This is a genomic window from Amycolatopsis magusensis, assembly GCF_017875555.1.
GTDB classification, from domain to species: Bacteria; Actinomycetota; Actinomycetes; order Mycobacteriales; family Pseudonocardiaceae; genus Amycolatopsis; species Amycolatopsis magusensis.
Map to the genome: position 1 here is coordinate 5,298,036 of NZ_JAGGMS010000001.1, position 14,176 is coordinate 5,312,211.

14 protein-coding genes are annotated in these 14,176 nt (G+C 70.2%); 11 read left to right on the forward strand and 3 right to left on the reverse strand.

The features are described 5' to 3' along the window. Positions 1 to 7 precede the first annotated feature (7 nt). The gene (locus JOM49_RS23720; RefSeq protein WP_209666441.1) at positions 8 to 829 is read right to left on the reverse strand and encodes a flagellar basal body-associated FliL family protein; all 822 of its coding nucleotides are present in this window, start codon (positions 827 to 829) and stop codon (positions 8 to 10) included. Positions 830 to 1,051: 222 nt separating this feature from the next. Here JOM49_RS23720 and arc point away from each other — a divergent pair, with 222 nt between their 5' ends. The 6 genes from arc to JOM49_RS23750 all read left to right on the forward strand — a co-directional run bounded on the left by arc (position 1,052) and on the right by JOM49_RS23750 (position 7,238). Further along, a complete protein-coding gene (arc, locus tag JOM49_RS23725) occupies positions 1,052 to 2,866 on the forward strand; it encodes a proteasome ATPase (protein ID WP_209666442.1) in 1,815 nt (604 codons plus the stop codon). 123 nt (positions 2,867 to 2,989) lie between these two features. Then, positions 2,990 to 3,337, forward strand: coding sequence for a hypothetical protein (locus tag JOM49_RS23730; protein ID WP_209666443.1), 348 nt, complete (start codon positions 2,990 to 2,992; stop codon positions 3,335 to 3,337). Positions 3,338 to 3,365: 28 nt separating this feature from the next. Next, positions 3,366 to 4,400, forward strand: a complete 1,035-nt coding sequence (locus tag JOM49_RS23735) for a hypothetical protein (protein WP_209666444.1) — start codon at positions 3,366 to 3,368, stop codon at positions 4,398 to 4,400. A 116-nt stretch (positions 4,401 to 4,516) separates the two neighbouring features. Continuing rightward, the gene (locus tag JOM49_RS23740) at positions 4,517 to 5,581 is read left to right on the forward strand and encodes a glycoside hydrolase family 5 protein (RefSeq protein WP_209666445.1); all 1,065 of its coding nucleotides are present in this window, start codon (positions 4,517 to 4,519) and stop codon (positions 5,579 to 5,581) included. A gap of 36 nt (positions 5,582 to 5,617) precedes the next feature. Continuing rightward, the gene (locus JOM49_RS23745) at positions 5,618 to 6,562 is read left to right on the forward strand and encodes an aldo/keto reductase (protein WP_209666446.1); all 945 of its coding nucleotides are present in this window, start codon (positions 5,618 to 5,620) and stop codon (positions 6,560 to 6,562) included. Between the two features lie 46 nt (positions 6,563 to 6,608). Continuing rightward, entirely contained in the window at positions 6,609 to 7,238 is a 630-nt protein-coding gene (locus tag JOM49_RS23750) for a hypothetical protein (protein WP_308158846.1), read from the forward strand. A 3-nt stretch (positions 7,239 to 7,241) separates the two neighbouring features. On the opposite strand, the gene JOM49_RS23755 is transcribed toward JOM49_RS23750, so the two are convergent. Further along, positions 7,242 to 7,760 (reverse strand): NUDIX hydrolase, encoded by a 519-nt coding sequence (locus JOM49_RS23755; RefSeq protein WP_209666447.1) that lies wholly within the window; start codon positions 7,758 to 7,760, stop codon positions 7,242 to 7,244. 56 nt (positions 7,761 to 7,816) lie between these two features. On the opposite strand from JOM49_RS23755, the gene dop reads away from it, so the two are divergent. The 5 genes from dop to JOM49_RS23780 all read left to right on the forward strand — a co-directional run bounded on the left by dop (position 7,817) and on the right by JOM49_RS23780 (position 12,740). Further along, a complete protein-coding gene (dop, locus tag JOM49_RS23760) occupies positions 7,817 to 9,319 on the forward strand; it encodes a depupylase/deamidase Dop (protein WP_209666448.1) in 1,503 nt (500 codons plus the stop codon). Between the two features lie 88 nt (positions 9,320 to 9,407). Next, complete coding sequence (locus JOM49_RS23765) at positions 9,408 to 9,602, forward strand: ubiquitin-like protein Pup (protein ID WP_113692219.1); 195 nt, start codon at positions 9,408 to 9,410, stop codon at positions 9,600 to 9,602. A gap of 55 nt (positions 9,603 to 9,657) precedes the next feature. Then, positions 9,658 to 10,512, forward strand: a complete 855-nt coding sequence (gene prcB, locus JOM49_RS23770) for a proteasome subunit beta (protein WP_209666449.1) — start codon at positions 9,658 to 9,660, stop codon at positions 10,510 to 10,512. A 40-nt stretch (positions 10,513 to 10,552) separates the two neighbouring features. Next, positions 10,553 to 11,335 (forward strand): proteasome subunit alpha, encoded by a 783-nt coding sequence (gene prcA / locus JOM49_RS23775; RefSeq protein ID WP_209666450.1) that lies wholly within the window; start codon positions 10,553 to 10,555, stop codon positions 11,333 to 11,335. 205 nt (positions 11,336 to 11,540) lie between these two features. Continuing rightward, a complete protein-coding gene (locus JOM49_RS23780; protein WP_245369445.1) occupies positions 11,541 to 12,740 on the forward strand; it encodes an IS30 family transposase in 1,200 nt (399 codons plus the stop codon). A 54-nt stretch (positions 12,741 to 12,794) separates the two neighbouring features. On the opposite strand, the gene JOM49_RS23785 is transcribed toward JOM49_RS23780, so the two are convergent. Next, a complete protein-coding gene (locus JOM49_RS23785) occupies positions 12,795 to 14,171 on the reverse strand; it encodes a bifunctional phosphatase PAP2/diacylglycerol kinase family protein (protein WP_372444224.1) in 1,377 nt (458 codons plus the stop codon). Positions 14,172 to 14,176 lie beyond the last annotated feature (5 nt).

Below are 14,176 nucleotides of genomic sequence, written 5' to 3' on the forward strand. Positions count from 1 at the left end.
CCCGGGCTCAGCTGCCCACGCACCACCGCGAGCCTTCCTTCTTCAGCTTGATCGGCGACTTCTCCGACTGCCCCTGGAACGACAGCTCCGCATCGATCGTAGCGGTGCCCCCGGTGATCACCGGCTCGCCGAGGAGCTTCGCCTCCATCCCCTGCGGCATCTCGTCGATGTCGGACTGGGTGACCGTCTCCGGGCTGCAGGCGACCTCCTTGGCGAGGTTCACGTCGCGGTCGTTGATCGCGTCGACCGCCTTCTGGCCCGCTTCCTTCACGTCGGCCTTGTCGCCGGGCGAACCGGCGTCGCCGCTGGTGCCGCTCGGCTTGCCCGCGCTCGGCTTCCCGGAGGCGGGCGGCGGCACCTGGCCACCCGGCGGCGGGGCCTGTGACGTGGGGTTCTGCTGCGCCACCTGGTCCGACGAGCCGTCGTCGCCGGTGAACAGGATGATCGCCGCCACGGCCCCGCCGAGCACCACCACCGCGCCGATCACCAGCCCGACGATGAGGCCCGTTTTCTTCTTCTTGGGCGGTTCCTCCCCGAACCCGCCCGGGTACTGCGGCTGCTGCTGCCCGGAACCGAACGCGTCCCACCCCTGTTGTTGGGCGTAGGGGTCGGGCGCCGGCGCCTGCTGCCACCCCTGCTGCTCCCAGCCACCCTGCTGGGGTTGCTGCGGCGCCGCGTTGAACGCGTCCCAGCCCGGCGCCTGGCCGCCCTGCTGCGGGTACTGCTGCGGCTGCGGTCCGGTGTAGGGCTGCCCGCCGCCGGGTTGTCCCTGGTAGCCCGGTTGGCCGTACGGCCCGGGGCCCCCGGGGTGCTGCGGTGGATAGGTCAAGACTGCCCCCTAGGAAGTCGGTACACGTCCGGGTTCACCGAGCGAGCGATGTAGACGCACGGTAGCGGTCGGCCCCGGTTCGCCTTTACCGGGTTGGACCATTGCGCATCCGGGAACCCCGTGATCCCGGTGCGACGCGCCGATCCTGTGATGCGGATAGGGCTTCTCAAGTCGGTGATCGCCGGTACCGTGGACTGAAAAGCACTCCGAGGAGGTGCCGACATGCAACACGACCTTCCCGGAGGTCGGCCGGAGGATGCCGACCCATCAGAATCGAGTGGAGCTGGGAACACGTCGGATGAGCAGGCACGACAGGTCCGTTTCCTGGAAGAGGAAGTGGCACTGCTGCGCCGGAAGCTGACCGATTCACCGCGCCAGAACCGGGTGCTCGAGCAGCGGCTGGCCGAGGCGTCGGAACGGGTCAGTCAGCTGACCGAAAGAAATAACAAACTGGTTGAGACGCTGCGCGAGGCGCGGGGCCAGTTGCTCGCGCTGCGTGAGGAAGTCGACCGCCTCGCCCAGCCGCCGAGCGGATATGGAGTATTCCTGGCGGCCTTCGAGGACGGCACGGTCGACGTGTTCACCTCCGGCCGGAAGATGCGCGTGTCGGTTTCCCCCGCGGTCGAGGTGGAGACGCTGCGACGCGGGCAGGCGCTGCGCCTGAACGAGGCGCTGACCGTGGTCGAGGGTGGCGGCTACGAGCAGACCGGTGAGGTGTGCGCGCTCCGCGAGGTGCTCGCCCCCGAGGTCACCGGTGGCAGCTCGCGGGCGCTCGTGGTCGGGCACGCGGACGAGGAGCGGGTGGTCTTCCTCTCCGACCCGCTGGCCGAGCAGACGCTCAAGCCGGGCGACTCGCTGCTGGTCGACTCCAAGGCCGGCTACGCCTACGAGCGGGTGCCGAAAGCCGAGGTCGAGGACCTCGTGCTGGAGGAGGTCCCCGATGTCAGCTACGAGGACATCGGCGGGCTCGGGCGGCAGATCGAGCAGATCCGCGACGCGGTGGAGCTGCCCTTCCTGCACTCGGACCTGTACCTGGAGTACCAGTTGCGGCCGCCGAAGGGCGTGCTGCTCTACGGCCCGCCGGGTTGCGGGAAGACGCTCATCGCCAAGGCGGTGGCGAACTCCCTGGCCAAGAAGGTCGCGCTGGCCAGGGGCGACGATCCGGGCGACGGCTCGGAAGCGAAGTCCTACTTCCTCAACATCAAGGGCCCGGAGCTGCTGAACAAGTTCGTCGGGGAGACCGAGCGGCACATCCGCCTGATCTTCCAGCGGGCGCGCGAGAAGGCTTCCGAGGGCACGCCGGTGATCGTGTTCTTCGACGAGATGGACTCGATCTTCCGCACCCGCGGCAGCGGGGTGTCCTCCGACGTGGAGACCACCATCGTGCCGCAGCTGCTGTCCGAGATCGACGGTGTCGAGGGGCTGGAGAACGTCATCGTCATCGGCGCCTCCAACCGCGAGGACATGATCGACCCGGCGATCCTGCGGCCGGGCCGGCTGGACGTGAAGATCAAGATCGAGCGTCCGGACGCCGAGGGTGCCAAGGACATCTTCTCGAAGTACCTGGCCGAGGGGCTGCCCATCCACGCCGACGACCTCGCCGAGTTCGGCGGGGACCCGAAGGCGACCTTCGACGCGATGATCCAGCACACCGTCGAGCGGATGTACGAGGAAAGCGACGAGAACCGGTTCCTCGAGGTGACCTACGCCAACGGGGACAAGGAGGTGCTCTACTTCCGCGACTTCAACTCGGGCGCGATGATCCAGAACATCGTGGACCGGGCGAAGAAGGCGGCGATCAAGTCGGTGCTGGAGACCAAGCAGCCCGGCCTGCGCGTGCAGCACCTGCTGGACGCGATCGTCGACGAGTTCGCGGAGAACGAGGACCTGCCGAACACCACGAACCCGGACGACTGGGCCCGGATCTCCGGCAAGAAGGGCGAGCGGATCGTCTACATCCGCACGCTGGTCACCGGCAAGAACCAGGACTCCGGTCGGGCGATCGACACGGCGACGAACACCGGGCAATATTTGTAGGAGCGAAGCAACACCGAGCCTTCTGCAAAGGGCGGTGCACCGGAGCGATCCGGTGCACCGCCCGTCCAGTTTTCCGGCGTGTTCCGGCCCCGATCGATGTATAACGGCCTATACTTCACGGCCATGAGCGGTGACGAGTACCCGACCCCCCAGCCGCCGGTGACGCCCGGTCAGATCAACGAATGGCTACGGACGGTGGCCGAGTCGGCCCGGCGTGGCGAGCTGAGCGCGGACGAGCTGATCGGCCTGCTCGGCCAGTTGCGGGCCGCGTCGACGGCGTGCGCGAACGCCTCGGACTGGGCTTTGCTGGCCGCCAGGGAGGCCGGGGCGAGCCTGCGGCAGATCGCACCGGTGTTCGGCAAGGGTTATGTCCGCGCCCCCGCCGCGCGCCTGGAAAAACTGCACCGGCAGGTGCTGAACTCGGACCAGTTCCTCGAGTTGATGCGGCGGAAAGAAAGCGGGGAAGCCTGACGCTCGCGCGTTCGAGCGGCAGCCGATTATGGGCGATTTCTCCGAACGGGACCACCGGGACTGGGCCGGTGCCCCGGTCGACGCGCGCCGCCGCGAGGGGGTGCGGTGCCTGCCGGGCGGGTTCGCGGCCCCGGGCGAGGAGCTGCGGCTGACCGTGCCGGGCCGGCTGACGCTGCTGCTCGCCCCGGATGGCGCGGTGCTGGCGTTCAGCGGTCCCAGCCGTCCTTCGGAAGCCGATGCCCGCTTCCGGGCCGGGATGGACCCCGTGGCGTGGGTGCGCGAGGTCGCGGGCGAGCCCGTGGTGGAGCGGGTCCGGCGGATCGTGCTGCCGGAGCCCCGCGGCCCGCTGTTCGCTCGCGGGCCCGGGTTCACCGCCGAGCTGGACCGGTACGGCCTGCTCCGGTGCACCGGTGAGCCGCCGTCCGGTCCGGATCCGTTCGACGAGCTGCGCGAGCGGCCCGGCGTGGACCTGACCGAGGGCTGGGTGCTGACGCCGGGGAGGACCGTGCGCAAGCAGTCGCAGCTCGGTGTCGACGCGATCCGGGGTGCGATCGACGTGCCCCGGCTGCCGGTGCCGTCAGGCGAGCGGCGGGTGGCCGCGCCCGGCCGGGAGATCCTGGTGTCGACGCACGAGCGCGGCTCGGTCCGCTGGTCCGCCCACATCGGCGCGAATGGCGAGTTCGACGGCCCGCTGCCCGGCGACGGGTTCGCCGAGGCGCCCGAACGATGGGCTCAGGAGGAGGCCGGCCGCCTGCGTGACGCGGAGTTCTGGGCCTCGGTGCAGGAAGTCGGCAGGCTGCGGGTTCCACCGCCCGGCGCGGCGATCGCCGCCCAGCTCGGCGACTACGTCCTGGAGTTCGCGCGGATCGGGATCACCGCGTCCGGCGAGGTGACCGTGCTCGGCCGGTACGGGCACGAGGTGACCGCGTTGATGCGCGAGTCGCCCGCTTTCGGCGAGGACCCGGCGGCCTGGCTGCGTCACCTGCCCGAGCACCTGGTCGCCGCCGAGAGCGCGGCGTTCCGGCCCGCGCACGACCACTTGTTGCTCACCTACCGCCGCTAGGCCGGTCAGGTGAACTCTTGACGTGCTGTGAAGCGGATCACTAAAGTCGGGCTCGCTCATCAGTTAGGAAAGTTTCCTGTCTATTTCCGCCGCCCAGGTCAGAGAGGAAAACTCGTATGCGTTGGGACAAGATCCGGCACCGGCTCACGGCGGTCGCCGCGGCGGCCTTCCTGCTGCCGGTCTCGGTGGCAGGCGGTGCGCAGGCAGCTCCGGAACCGGCGGCGATCACCGCGCTGCCCCCGGGCTCTCCGGCGGCGATCAATGGCCAGCTGAAGGTCTGCGGGCTGCAGCTGTGCAACCAGTACGGCAAGCCGATCCAGTTGCGCGGCATGAGCACGCACGGCATCCAGTGGTACGCGCAGTGCGTGAAGGCGGCTTCGCTGGACGCGCTGGCCGGTGACTGGAAGGCCGACGTCCTGCGGATCTCGATGTACGTCCAGGAGGGCGGCTACGAGACCGATCCGGCGAAGTTCACCGCGCTGGTCAACGGCTACATCGAGGAAGCGACCAAGCGGGGCATGTACGCGCTGGTCGACTGGCACCAGCTCAGCCCCGGCGACCCGAACCACAACCTGGGCCGCGCCAAGACCTTCTTCACCGAGATCGCGAAGCGGCACAAGGACAAGACCAACATCATCTACGACATCGCCAACGAGCCGAACGAGGTCAGCTGGGCGGGCATCAAGAGCTACGCCGAGCAGATGATCCCGGTCATCCGCGCGCAGGACCCGGACGGCGTGGTGCTCGTGGGCACGCACGGCTGGGCCTCGCTGGGTGTTTCCGACGGCCGCACCGAGGCCGACATCGTGAACAACCCGATCAAGGCGAGCAACTTCATGTACACCTTCCACTTCTACGCGGCGTCCCACCAGGACGAGTACTTCGACGCGCTCACCCGTGCCGCGTCGAAGCTGCCGCTGTTCGTCACCGAGTTCGGCACCCAGACCTACACCGGTGACGGCGGCAACGACTTCGCCTACGCGCAGAAGTACCTGGACTTCCTGGCCAGCAAGAAGATCAGCTGGACGAACTGGAACTTCTCCGACGACTTCCGGTCGGGCGCGGTGTTCAAGGAAGGCACCTGCGCGGGCAGCAACTTCAGTGGGACCGGTCCGCTGAAGCCGGCCGGGGTGTGGATCCGCGACCGCATCCGGTCCGCGGACAACTTCCCGACCAGTTAGCCATCCGGCCCCACTGCGGCCTTCCGGGTTACGGTCATGACCGTGGCGGACAAACCGGAGATCGCAGTGGGGCTGGCCGCGCTCGGCAGGCCCGCGTACATCAACCTCGGCCGCGAGGGCGCGTTGCCGGGCAACCGTGACGTGGCCTCGATGCGCGCGGCCACCTGGGAAGTGCTCGACGCGGCGTACGCGGCCGGGGTGCGCTGGGTGGACGTCGCGCGCTCGTACGGGCGCTCCGAGGAGTTCCTGTCCGGCTGGCTCGCCGAACGCGGGCACACCGACCTGACGGTGTCCAGCAAATGGGGCTACGCCTACGTCGGTGGCTGGCGCCTCGACGCCGAAGTGCACGAGGAGAAGGAACACTCGCTCGCGCGGTTCGAGCAGCAGTGGGCCGAGAGCACCGCGCTGCTCGACTCCCGGATTTCCTTGTACCAGGTGCATTCGCTGACCATCGACAGTCCACTGTTCACCGATGGCGCCCTGCTGGACCGGCTCGCCGCGCTCGCGGCCACCGGCGTCCGCGTCGGGTTCTCCACTTCCGGCCCGGCGCAGGCGGAAACCGTGCGGCGCGCGTTCGAACTGGAGCGATCCGGACAGCGGGTGTTCACCGCTGTGCAGTCCACCTGGAACGTGCTGGAGCCGTCCGTCGGCGAGGTGCTCGCCGAAGCTCGCGCGGCGGGCAACCTGGTGGTGCTGAAGGAAACCCTGGCGAACGGGCGGCTGGTCGCCGAGCCACCGGAGCCGGTCGCGGAACTGGCCGCCGCCCGCGGGGTCACCCCGGACGCGGTTGCGCTCGCGGCGGCACTCGCGCAGCCGTTCGCCGACGCGGTGCTCGCGGGACCGGCGAGCGTCGCGCAACTCGAGTCGAACTTGGGCGCGGCAACGGTTCCGCTCGAGGACGCCGAGCTGGCGCGGCTGCTCGCGCTGCGCGAAGCACCGGCGGACTACTGGGCCCACCGCTCCCGCCTGGAGTGGAACTAGATACAGTCTCGGCGGTACGGACAGCGGGACCCGAGGGGGTTGCAGGGTGCGTCAGGTGCGGGTGGCCGCGCTCGCGGTCACGGCGGTCGCGGTCGCCGGGCTGGCAGGTTGCGCCGATCGGCCGAACGACCTCGACACCTACTACGACGACCCGGTCGCCTCGTCGGCACCGGCCGCGCCGCCCGCCGCCCCGCCTGCCTCGACCGCGCCGCCCGCCCCGGCCCAGGAGCGGACCGCGACCACGCCCGCACTGCTGACCGACACCGACGTCGCCGCGGAAGAGGTCCGCGTGGCCGCCAAGCCGTCGACCCCGTCGAAGTGCCTGGCCCCGCTGGTCGAGCCGGTCCCGGAGGAGCAGCGCAAGCAGCGCGACTGGCAGTACCGCTCGGGTGCCTCGTTGAGCCACCGCGTGCTGGTCACGAAGGGCGCCGCCGAGACGGTCAACCGGCTGATCTGCTCCGGCGCCACCCCGGTGCAGCTCGCACCGACCGGCGCCGAAGCGCAGCGGGCGTGGTGCGAGACCGACAAGGGCGCCGCGGTCTGCACCGTGCTGCTCGCCCGCGGGGACGTCATTTCGGTGGTCCAGGTCGCGGCGAGCACGCAGGCCCGCGCCACCGACGCGGCCAAGCGGCTGGCCCCGATCAGCGCGGGCGCGCTGGTCCGCGTCGCCTCCTGAGTCTCACGGGTCGTAGCGGCGGAACCATTCGAGGACGCCGAGCCTGCCGTCCGGGATGAGCGGGATCGCCGGGTCCTCGGCCCAGCGACGCAGTTCTTCCAGCTCCAGCCATTCCCCGGAGACGATTTCCTCCGGCTGGTGGACGATCGGGCCGTCCCAGCGGGCCTCGAAGGCGAAGTTGTGGCAGCGCATCGGCGGCTGGTCGTAGACGTGCACGAACAGCGGCTGCAGCGGCGCGCCCCGGATGCCCAGCTCCTCGGCCAGTTCGCGGCGCGCGCAGTCGGCCGGTGTCTCACCCGCCGCGATCAAGCCGCCCGCCCAGCAGTCGTACATGCCGGGGAAGACGTCCTTCGTGTCCGTGCGCAGGTGCACGTACACCTTCGCGCCGTCGGGCGAGCGCACCAGCACCACGCCGGCGGCGTGCCACAGCCCCTCCGCCCGCACCCGGGACCGGGGTGCCGCGCCGACCGCGGCGCCGCTCTCGTCGTACACGGCGACCAGTTCCTCGTTCACGACACCCATCCAATCGCGGCCACCTGGGAGGTGTCACGCGCCCTCGGCACCGTAGGGTGGACGATATGAGGCGGATCATGGGAACCGAGGTCGAGTACGGCATCGCGGTGCCGGGCGATGCGACGGCCAACCCGGTGTTGACCTCCACCCAGGTGGTGCTGGCCTACGCGGCCGCGGCGGACATCCCGCGGGCCCGGCGCGCGCGCTGGGACTACGAGGTGGAGTCGCCCCTGCGCGACGCCAGGGGGTTCGACCTCGCCGGCCCCGGCGCGCCCGGGCACGACCCCGACGTGGAGGACCTCGGCGCGGCCAACGTCATCCTGACCAACGGCGCCCGGCTCTACGTCGACCACGCCCACCCCGAGTACTCCGCGCCCGAGGTCACCAACGCGCGCGACGCGGTGATCTGGGACAAGGCGGGGGAGCGGGTGATGGAGGAGGCCGCGATGCGCGCGGCCACCGTGCCCGGCCAGCCCGCCCTGCAGTTGTACAAGAACAACGTCGACGGCAAGGGCGCCAGCTACGGCACCCACGAGAACTACCTGATGGCCCGGTCCACCCCGTTCACCTCGGTGATCTCCGGGCTGACCCCGTTCTTCGTCTCGCGCCAGGTGATGACCGGCTCCGGCCGCGTCGGCCTCGGCCCGCAGGGCGAGGACGCCGGGTTCCAGCTCTCGCAGCGCTCGGACTACATCGAGGTCGAGGTCGGCCTGGAGACCACGCTCAAGCGCGGCATCATCAACACCCGCGACGAGCCGCACGCCGACGCGGACAAGTACCGCAGGCTGCACGTGATCATCGGCGACGCGAACCTGGCCGAGTACTCCACCTACCTCAAGCTCGGCACCACCGCGATCGTGCTGGACATGATCGAGTCCGGGATGCGCTTCGACCAGCTGAAACTGGACGAGCCGGTGCGCGCGGTGCACCAGATCAGCCACGACCCGACGCTGAAGACCAAGGTCGACGTGGCGGGCGGGCGCAAGTTCACCGGATTGGACCTCCAGTTCGCCTACCACGAGCTGGCCTCGGAGTTCCTGGACCGGACCGGCGGCGACAGCCAGTCCAAGGACGTGCTGCGGGTCTGGGGCGAGATCCTCGACGCGCTCGCCCGCGACCCGGCCGAATGCGCCGACCGGCTCGACTGGCCGGCCAAGCTGCGCCTGCTCGAGGGCTACCGCGCCCGCGACCAGCTCAACTGGGGCGCGCCGCGGCTGCAGCTGGTCGACCTGCAGTACTCCGACGTGCGGCTGGACAAGGGCCTGTACAACCGCCTGGTCACCCGGGGCTCGATGAAGCGCCTGGTCACCGAGGAGGAGGTGCGCGCGGCGATCACCACCCCGCCGTCCGACACGCGGGCCTACTTCCGCGGCCGCACCCTGGAGAAGTACGCGACCTCGATCGCGGCGGCGTCGTGGGATTCGGTGATCTTCGACGTCGGGCGCGAGTCGCTGGTGCGCATCCCCACGCTGGAGCCCCTGCGCGGGACGAAGGCGCACGTCGGGAAGCTGCTCGACGACTCGGCGACCGCTGAAGAACTGGTCGAGGCGCTCACCGGTTCGGACTAGAGAGCGACCCAGGAGTGATCCAGTGGAGGCCCCGAATGTCGGTTCCACTGGGTAGGCTTGAGAACAACGGCCACACCGGGAGGCGAGTATGGCTCAGGAAAAGATCGAGCGGCACGGCGGCGGTGACTCCGACGAAGAGGTCGAGGGCGGCGCCCCGGCCGGTCAGGAACGGCGCGAGAAGCTCGGCGAGGACGTGGACACCATCCTCGACGAGATCGACGACGTGCTGGAGGAGAACGCCGAGGACTTCGTCCGCGCCTATGTGCAGAAGGGCGGGGAGTAACCCCTCGCGCACCACCGGTCCCGCTGATCTTCGTTGATGGGAAAAACGAGCACGTATGGACAACACCTCGCACCACTCGGGCTTCGCGCTGCCCGCGTCGTACCTGACGACGACCAGTTCGTCGTTCACCGACTTCCTGCGCGCGGAGGCCCCGGACCTGCTCCCCGGCCGCCGGGGAGCAGGTGCCCAGCCCGGCGCCCTGGACGTGCCCCACGGCACGACCATCGTCGCGGTGACCTTCGCCGGCGGCGTGCTGATCGCCGGTGACCGGCGGGCGACCACCGGCAACCTGATCGCCACGCGGGACATGGACAAGGTCTACGTCACCGACGAGTACTCGGCGGTCGGCATCGCCGGTACCGCGGGACTGGCGCTGGAGATGGTCCGGCTGTACGCGGTGGAGCTGGCCCACTACGAGAAGCTCGAGGGCGTCTCGCTGTCGCTGGACGGCAAGACGAACAAGCTGTCGATGATGGTCAAGGCGAACCTCGACGTGGCCATGGCCGGGCTCGCGGTGCTGCCGCTGTTCGTCGGCTACGACACCGAGGCGGCGGACCCCAAGCGGGGCGGGCGCATCGTCTCCTACGACGTGACCGGCGGCCGGTACGAGGAGCACGGCGGCTACCACGCCATCGGCTCGGGCTCGCTGTTCGCCAAGTCGTCGCTGAAGAAGCTGCACGACCCGGACACGGACCTCGAAGGGGCCGTGCGGGTGGCGGTGGAGGCGTTGTACGACGCCGCCGACGACGACACCGCGACCGGCGGGCCGGACCTGGTGCGCCGCATCTTCCCGACGGCGGTCACCATCACCGCCGAGCACGGCGCGGTGCGGTTGCCCGCCGAGCAGGCCGAAGCGGTCTCCGAGGCGGTCGTCAACGACCGTGCGCAGCGGCCGGGCCGTCAAGGCTGAGTTTCAAGACTTCCCAGTTCGAGAGAGTGGAGCCACCGCAGTGACGATGCCGCTGTACGCGTCGCCCGAGCAGCTGATGCGCGAGCGTTCCGAGCTCGCGCGCAAGGGCATTGCCAGGGGACGCAGTGTCGTGGTGCTGAAGTACGCCGGTGGCGTGCTGTTCGTGGCGGAGAACCCGTCGACGACGCTGCACAAGGTGTCCGAGATCTACGACCGGATCGGCTTCGCCGCGGTCGGCCGGTACAGCGAGTTCGAGAGCCTGCGCCGGGGCGGGATCAAGTACGTGGATCTGCAGGGGTACCAGTACGACCGCCGTGACGTGAACTCGCGGGCGCTGGCCAACGTCTACGCCCAGACCCTCGGCTCGATCTTCACCGACCAGCTCAAGCCGTACGAGGTGGAGATCTGCGTGGCCGAGGTGGGCACCACCCCGGCCGAGGACCAGCTCTACCGCCTGACCTACGACGGCTCGATCGGCGACGAGCCGCGGTTCGTGGCGATGGGCGGCCAGACCGAGCCGATCACCACGAAGCTCAAGGACACCTACGAAGAGGGCCTCGAGCTCAGCGCCGCGGTCGCCGTGGCGGTGGCCGCGCTGCAGACGAGCGCGCCGAACACCCCCGCCACCAACGGCGGCGCGGGCGAGGTCGGCAAGCTCGAAGTCGCGGTGCTCGAGCGGGAGCGGCGGGGACGGGCGTTCCGGCGGATCACCGGTGCGGCGCTGGAGGCTTTGTTGCCCAAGGCGGAGAAGGCCGAAGAGGAGTCGGAGAAGTCCGAAAAGGACGCTGCGAAGCCGGATGAGCCTTCGGGGGATGCCAAGTAGCGGCCCCGGTTTTTCAGTGTGACTACGGCGAAGGCCCTCATGTCAAGGCGGGAATGATGCCTTGACATGAGGGCCTTCGCCGTGTTTTGGCTGTGGACCGGGGCGTGTCTTGGTGTCACGAATGTGGCTTTCGAGACGTCTGGCGTCCCGAAAGCCACCCGGCGTCTAGCGGTGGTTGCAACTCTGTGTAGTGGGAGGGGTTGTGATGGGTCGTCGGTTGTCGGTGGAGTTGGTGGCGGGGTTTTGGTCTGGGGTGCGGGCGGGGTTGTCGGTGCGGGCGGCGTCGCGGGTGGTGGGCGTGTCGCACGAGACAGGGCGGCGGTGGTTCGCTCAGGCTGGCGGGGTGAGCGCGAACGCCAAGATTCCCCGGCCGGGGTCGGGCCGGTTTCTGAGCCTGGCCGAGCGGGAGGAGATCGCGGTGGGGATCGCCCGGGGCGAGTCCAACACCGAGATCGCCGCCCGGCTGGGGCGGGACAAGTCCACCATCGGCCGGGAGATCGACCGCACCGTGGGGCGGGTGCTGGGCACCGAGCACGCCGGCACCGATGCGCGAGAACACTACCGGGCCTCGGTCGCGCACGAACTGGCCCGCGAACGCGGCAGACGGCCGAAACCGGCGAAACTGGCCGCCGATGCGCGGCTGCGTGAGCAGGTGCAGGCCGGGTTGCAGGCGAAGTGGTCTCCCGCGCAGATCAGCGCGACCCTGCCCGAGCGGTTCCCCGACGATCCGGGGATGCGGGTCAGCCCCGAGACGATCTATCAGTCGCTGTTCGTCCAAGCCCGCGGCGCGTTACGCAAGGAGCTCGCGTCCTGCCTGCGCACCGGGCGGGCGCTGCGAGTACCGCGGAACCGGGCCCGCGCCCGCGCGCAGGCCTCGAAACTGGGCTCGCCGATCCCGATCTCGCAGCGCCCGGCCGAGGCCGCTGACCGGGCGGTGCCCGGGCACTGGGAAGGCGACCTCATCCTCGGCAAGAACAACGCCTCCGCGATCGGGACCCTGGTCGAGCGCACCACCCGCTTCGTCATCCTGCTCCACCTACCCGACGGGCACACCGCCGAACACGTCCGCGACGCGATGATCCCCGCCATCACCGCCCTGCCCCAGCATCTACGCCGCTCGATGACCTGGGACCGCGGCAACGAAATGGCCCGCCACCCCGACATCACCCTGGCCACCCACATGCCCATCTACTTCGCCGACCCCAGCAGCCCCTGGCAACGCGGCTCCAACGAGAACACCAACGGACTCCTCCGCCAGTACTTCCCCAAACACACCAACCTCGCCACCCACACCGCCGACGACCTCGCCACCGTGGCCGCCGAACTCAACGACCGCCCACGCCAGACACTGGGCTGGCACTCACCAGCCCAACGCCTGCGTGCACTACTCTCCACACCGGCATAAGTTGCAACCACCGGTTGAGACCACCCCACCTTCGTGACATGGGGGAGTGGCCGGTCAGAGGCGGTAGAGGGCCAGGGCGCTGGGCTGCGACTTGAAGAGGAAGCGTGAGCCGAGTGGGCCCACTTCGCCGTCAGTGGCGACCCGGCGGTTGCCGTTGAGCAGCTTGACCTCGAGTTCCGCCACGTCGTATTCGCGGTAGACGTGGCTGGTGTCGAGGGTGTTGGTCAGCGCGGCGGCGATGAACCGGGCGCGTGAGTACGGGACGTCCGCGCGCAGGTAGCGCACGTCGAGCAGGCCGGTGTCCAGTGCGGGCCGGTGCGCGGGGGCGAAGCCCTTCGGGATGTACGGGCCGTTGCCGACGAAGATCAGCCACACCGAGGTCCGGTGGCCGTTCAGCTCGACCTCCAGCGGCCGCGCCTTGTGCAGGCTGCGCACCATGGCGATCGCCGCCGCGGGCCACTTCGGCAGTTTGTCCTGCAGTTTTTCCCGCATCCGGACCATTTCGGGATAGCCGCCGATGCTGGCCGTGTTGACGAACCAGCGCCGTTCGGTCTCGCCGAGGCCTTCGACGGTGACCTCACCGAGGTCCATGCCGACCGCGGCACCCGCCTCGGTGGCCGCGTCGGCGTCCGGCATGGAGCGCACGCCGACGTCGCGGGCGAAGTGGTTCAGGGTGCCCGCGGGGATGAGCGCGAGCGGCAGCTTGTACTCGGCGGCCACCGAGGCGACCGCGGCCACGGTCCCGTCCCCGCCGGCCACGCCGAGCGCGCGCACGCTCCCGCGGCGTTCGATCTCCGCGGCGAGCTGGACGCGGATGTCCTGGTGGGCGTCCGGGTAGATGATCGTGGCCTTGGGCCAGGCGTACCGGACGTCCTCGGTGGGGTCCTGGCCGTCGATCCCGGAACGCGGGTTGACCAGCGCGAGCATGTCCTCGCCGTCGACCATCACCGGGGCTTCGGCGGGGTGCGCGGTGTCCCCGGGCACGTCCGGGTGCACCGGCCACCAGTGCCGCGTGGCGAACGCGGCGCCGACGCCGATCAGCGCACCCGCGCCGACGTCGCTGGGCCAGTGCACGCCGGTGTGCACGCGCGAGTAGGCCACCGCGGCCGCGATCGGCGCGATGGCCAGGCCGAGCACCGGCGACTCCATCGCCACCGCGGCGGTGAACGCGGCCGCCGAAGCCGAGTGTCCCGACGGGAACGACGACGAGGTCGGCCGCTTGACCAGGCGCCGGTGTTCCGGCACCTCCTCGGCGGCCGGGCGGCGGCGGGGGAACAGCGGCTTGCCGATGAGGTTGGCGGTCAGGCTGGCGCCGCCGATGGCGACCAGGCCGCGCATCGCCGCCCGCCTGCCGGTGCCCTTGCGGGCGCCGATGGTCGCGGCGACCACCCACCACAGCCTGCCCTTGTTCGCGGAGCGGGTCAGCGCCATCAGGG

Bases quoted from the DNA above. Each gene is read 5' to 3' on its own strand.
- arc (WP_209666442.1), top strand. From the start codon at position 1,052: ATGCAACACGACCTTCCCGGAGGTCGGCCGGAGGATGCCGACCCATCA.
- JOM49_RS23730 (WP_209666443.1), top strand. From the start codon at position 2,990: ATGAGCGGTGACGAGTACCCGACCCCCCAGCCGCCGGTGACGCCCGGT.
- JOM49_RS23735 (WP_209666444.1), top strand. From the start codon at position 3,366: ATGGGCGATTTCTCCGAACGGGACCACCGGGACTGGGCCGGTGCCCCG.
- JOM49_RS23740 (WP_209666445.1), top strand. From the start codon at position 4,517: ATGCGTTGGGACAAGATCCGGCACCGGCTCACGGCGGTCGCCGCGGCG.
- JOM49_RS23745 (WP_209666446.1), top strand. From the start codon at position 5,618: ATGACCGTGGCGGACAAACCGGAGATCGCAGTGGGGCTGGCCGCGCTC.
- JOM49_RS23755 (WP_209666447.1), bottom strand. From the start codon at position 7,760: ATGGGTGTCGTGAACGAGGAACTGGTCGCCGTGTACGACGAGAGCGGC.
- dop (WP_209666448.1), top strand. From the start codon at position 7,817: ATGAGGCGGATCATGGGAACCGAGGTCGAGTACGGCATCGCGGTGCCG.
- JOM49_RS23765 (WP_113692219.1), top strand. From the start codon at position 9,408: ATGGCTCAGGAAAAGATCGAGCGGCACGGCGGCGGTGACTCCGACGAA.
- prcB (WP_209666449.1), top strand. From the start codon at position 9,658: ATGGACAACACCTCGCACCACTCGGGCTTCGCGCTGCCCGCGTCGTAC.
- JOM49_RS23780 (WP_245369445.1), top strand. From the start codon at position 11,541: ATGGGTCGTCGGTTGTCGGTGGAGTTGGTGGCGGGGTTTTGGTCTGGG.
- JOM49_RS23785 (WP_372444224.1), bottom strand. From the start codon at position 14,171: ATGGCGCTGACCCGCTCCGCGAACAAGGGCAGGCTGTGGTGGGTGGTC.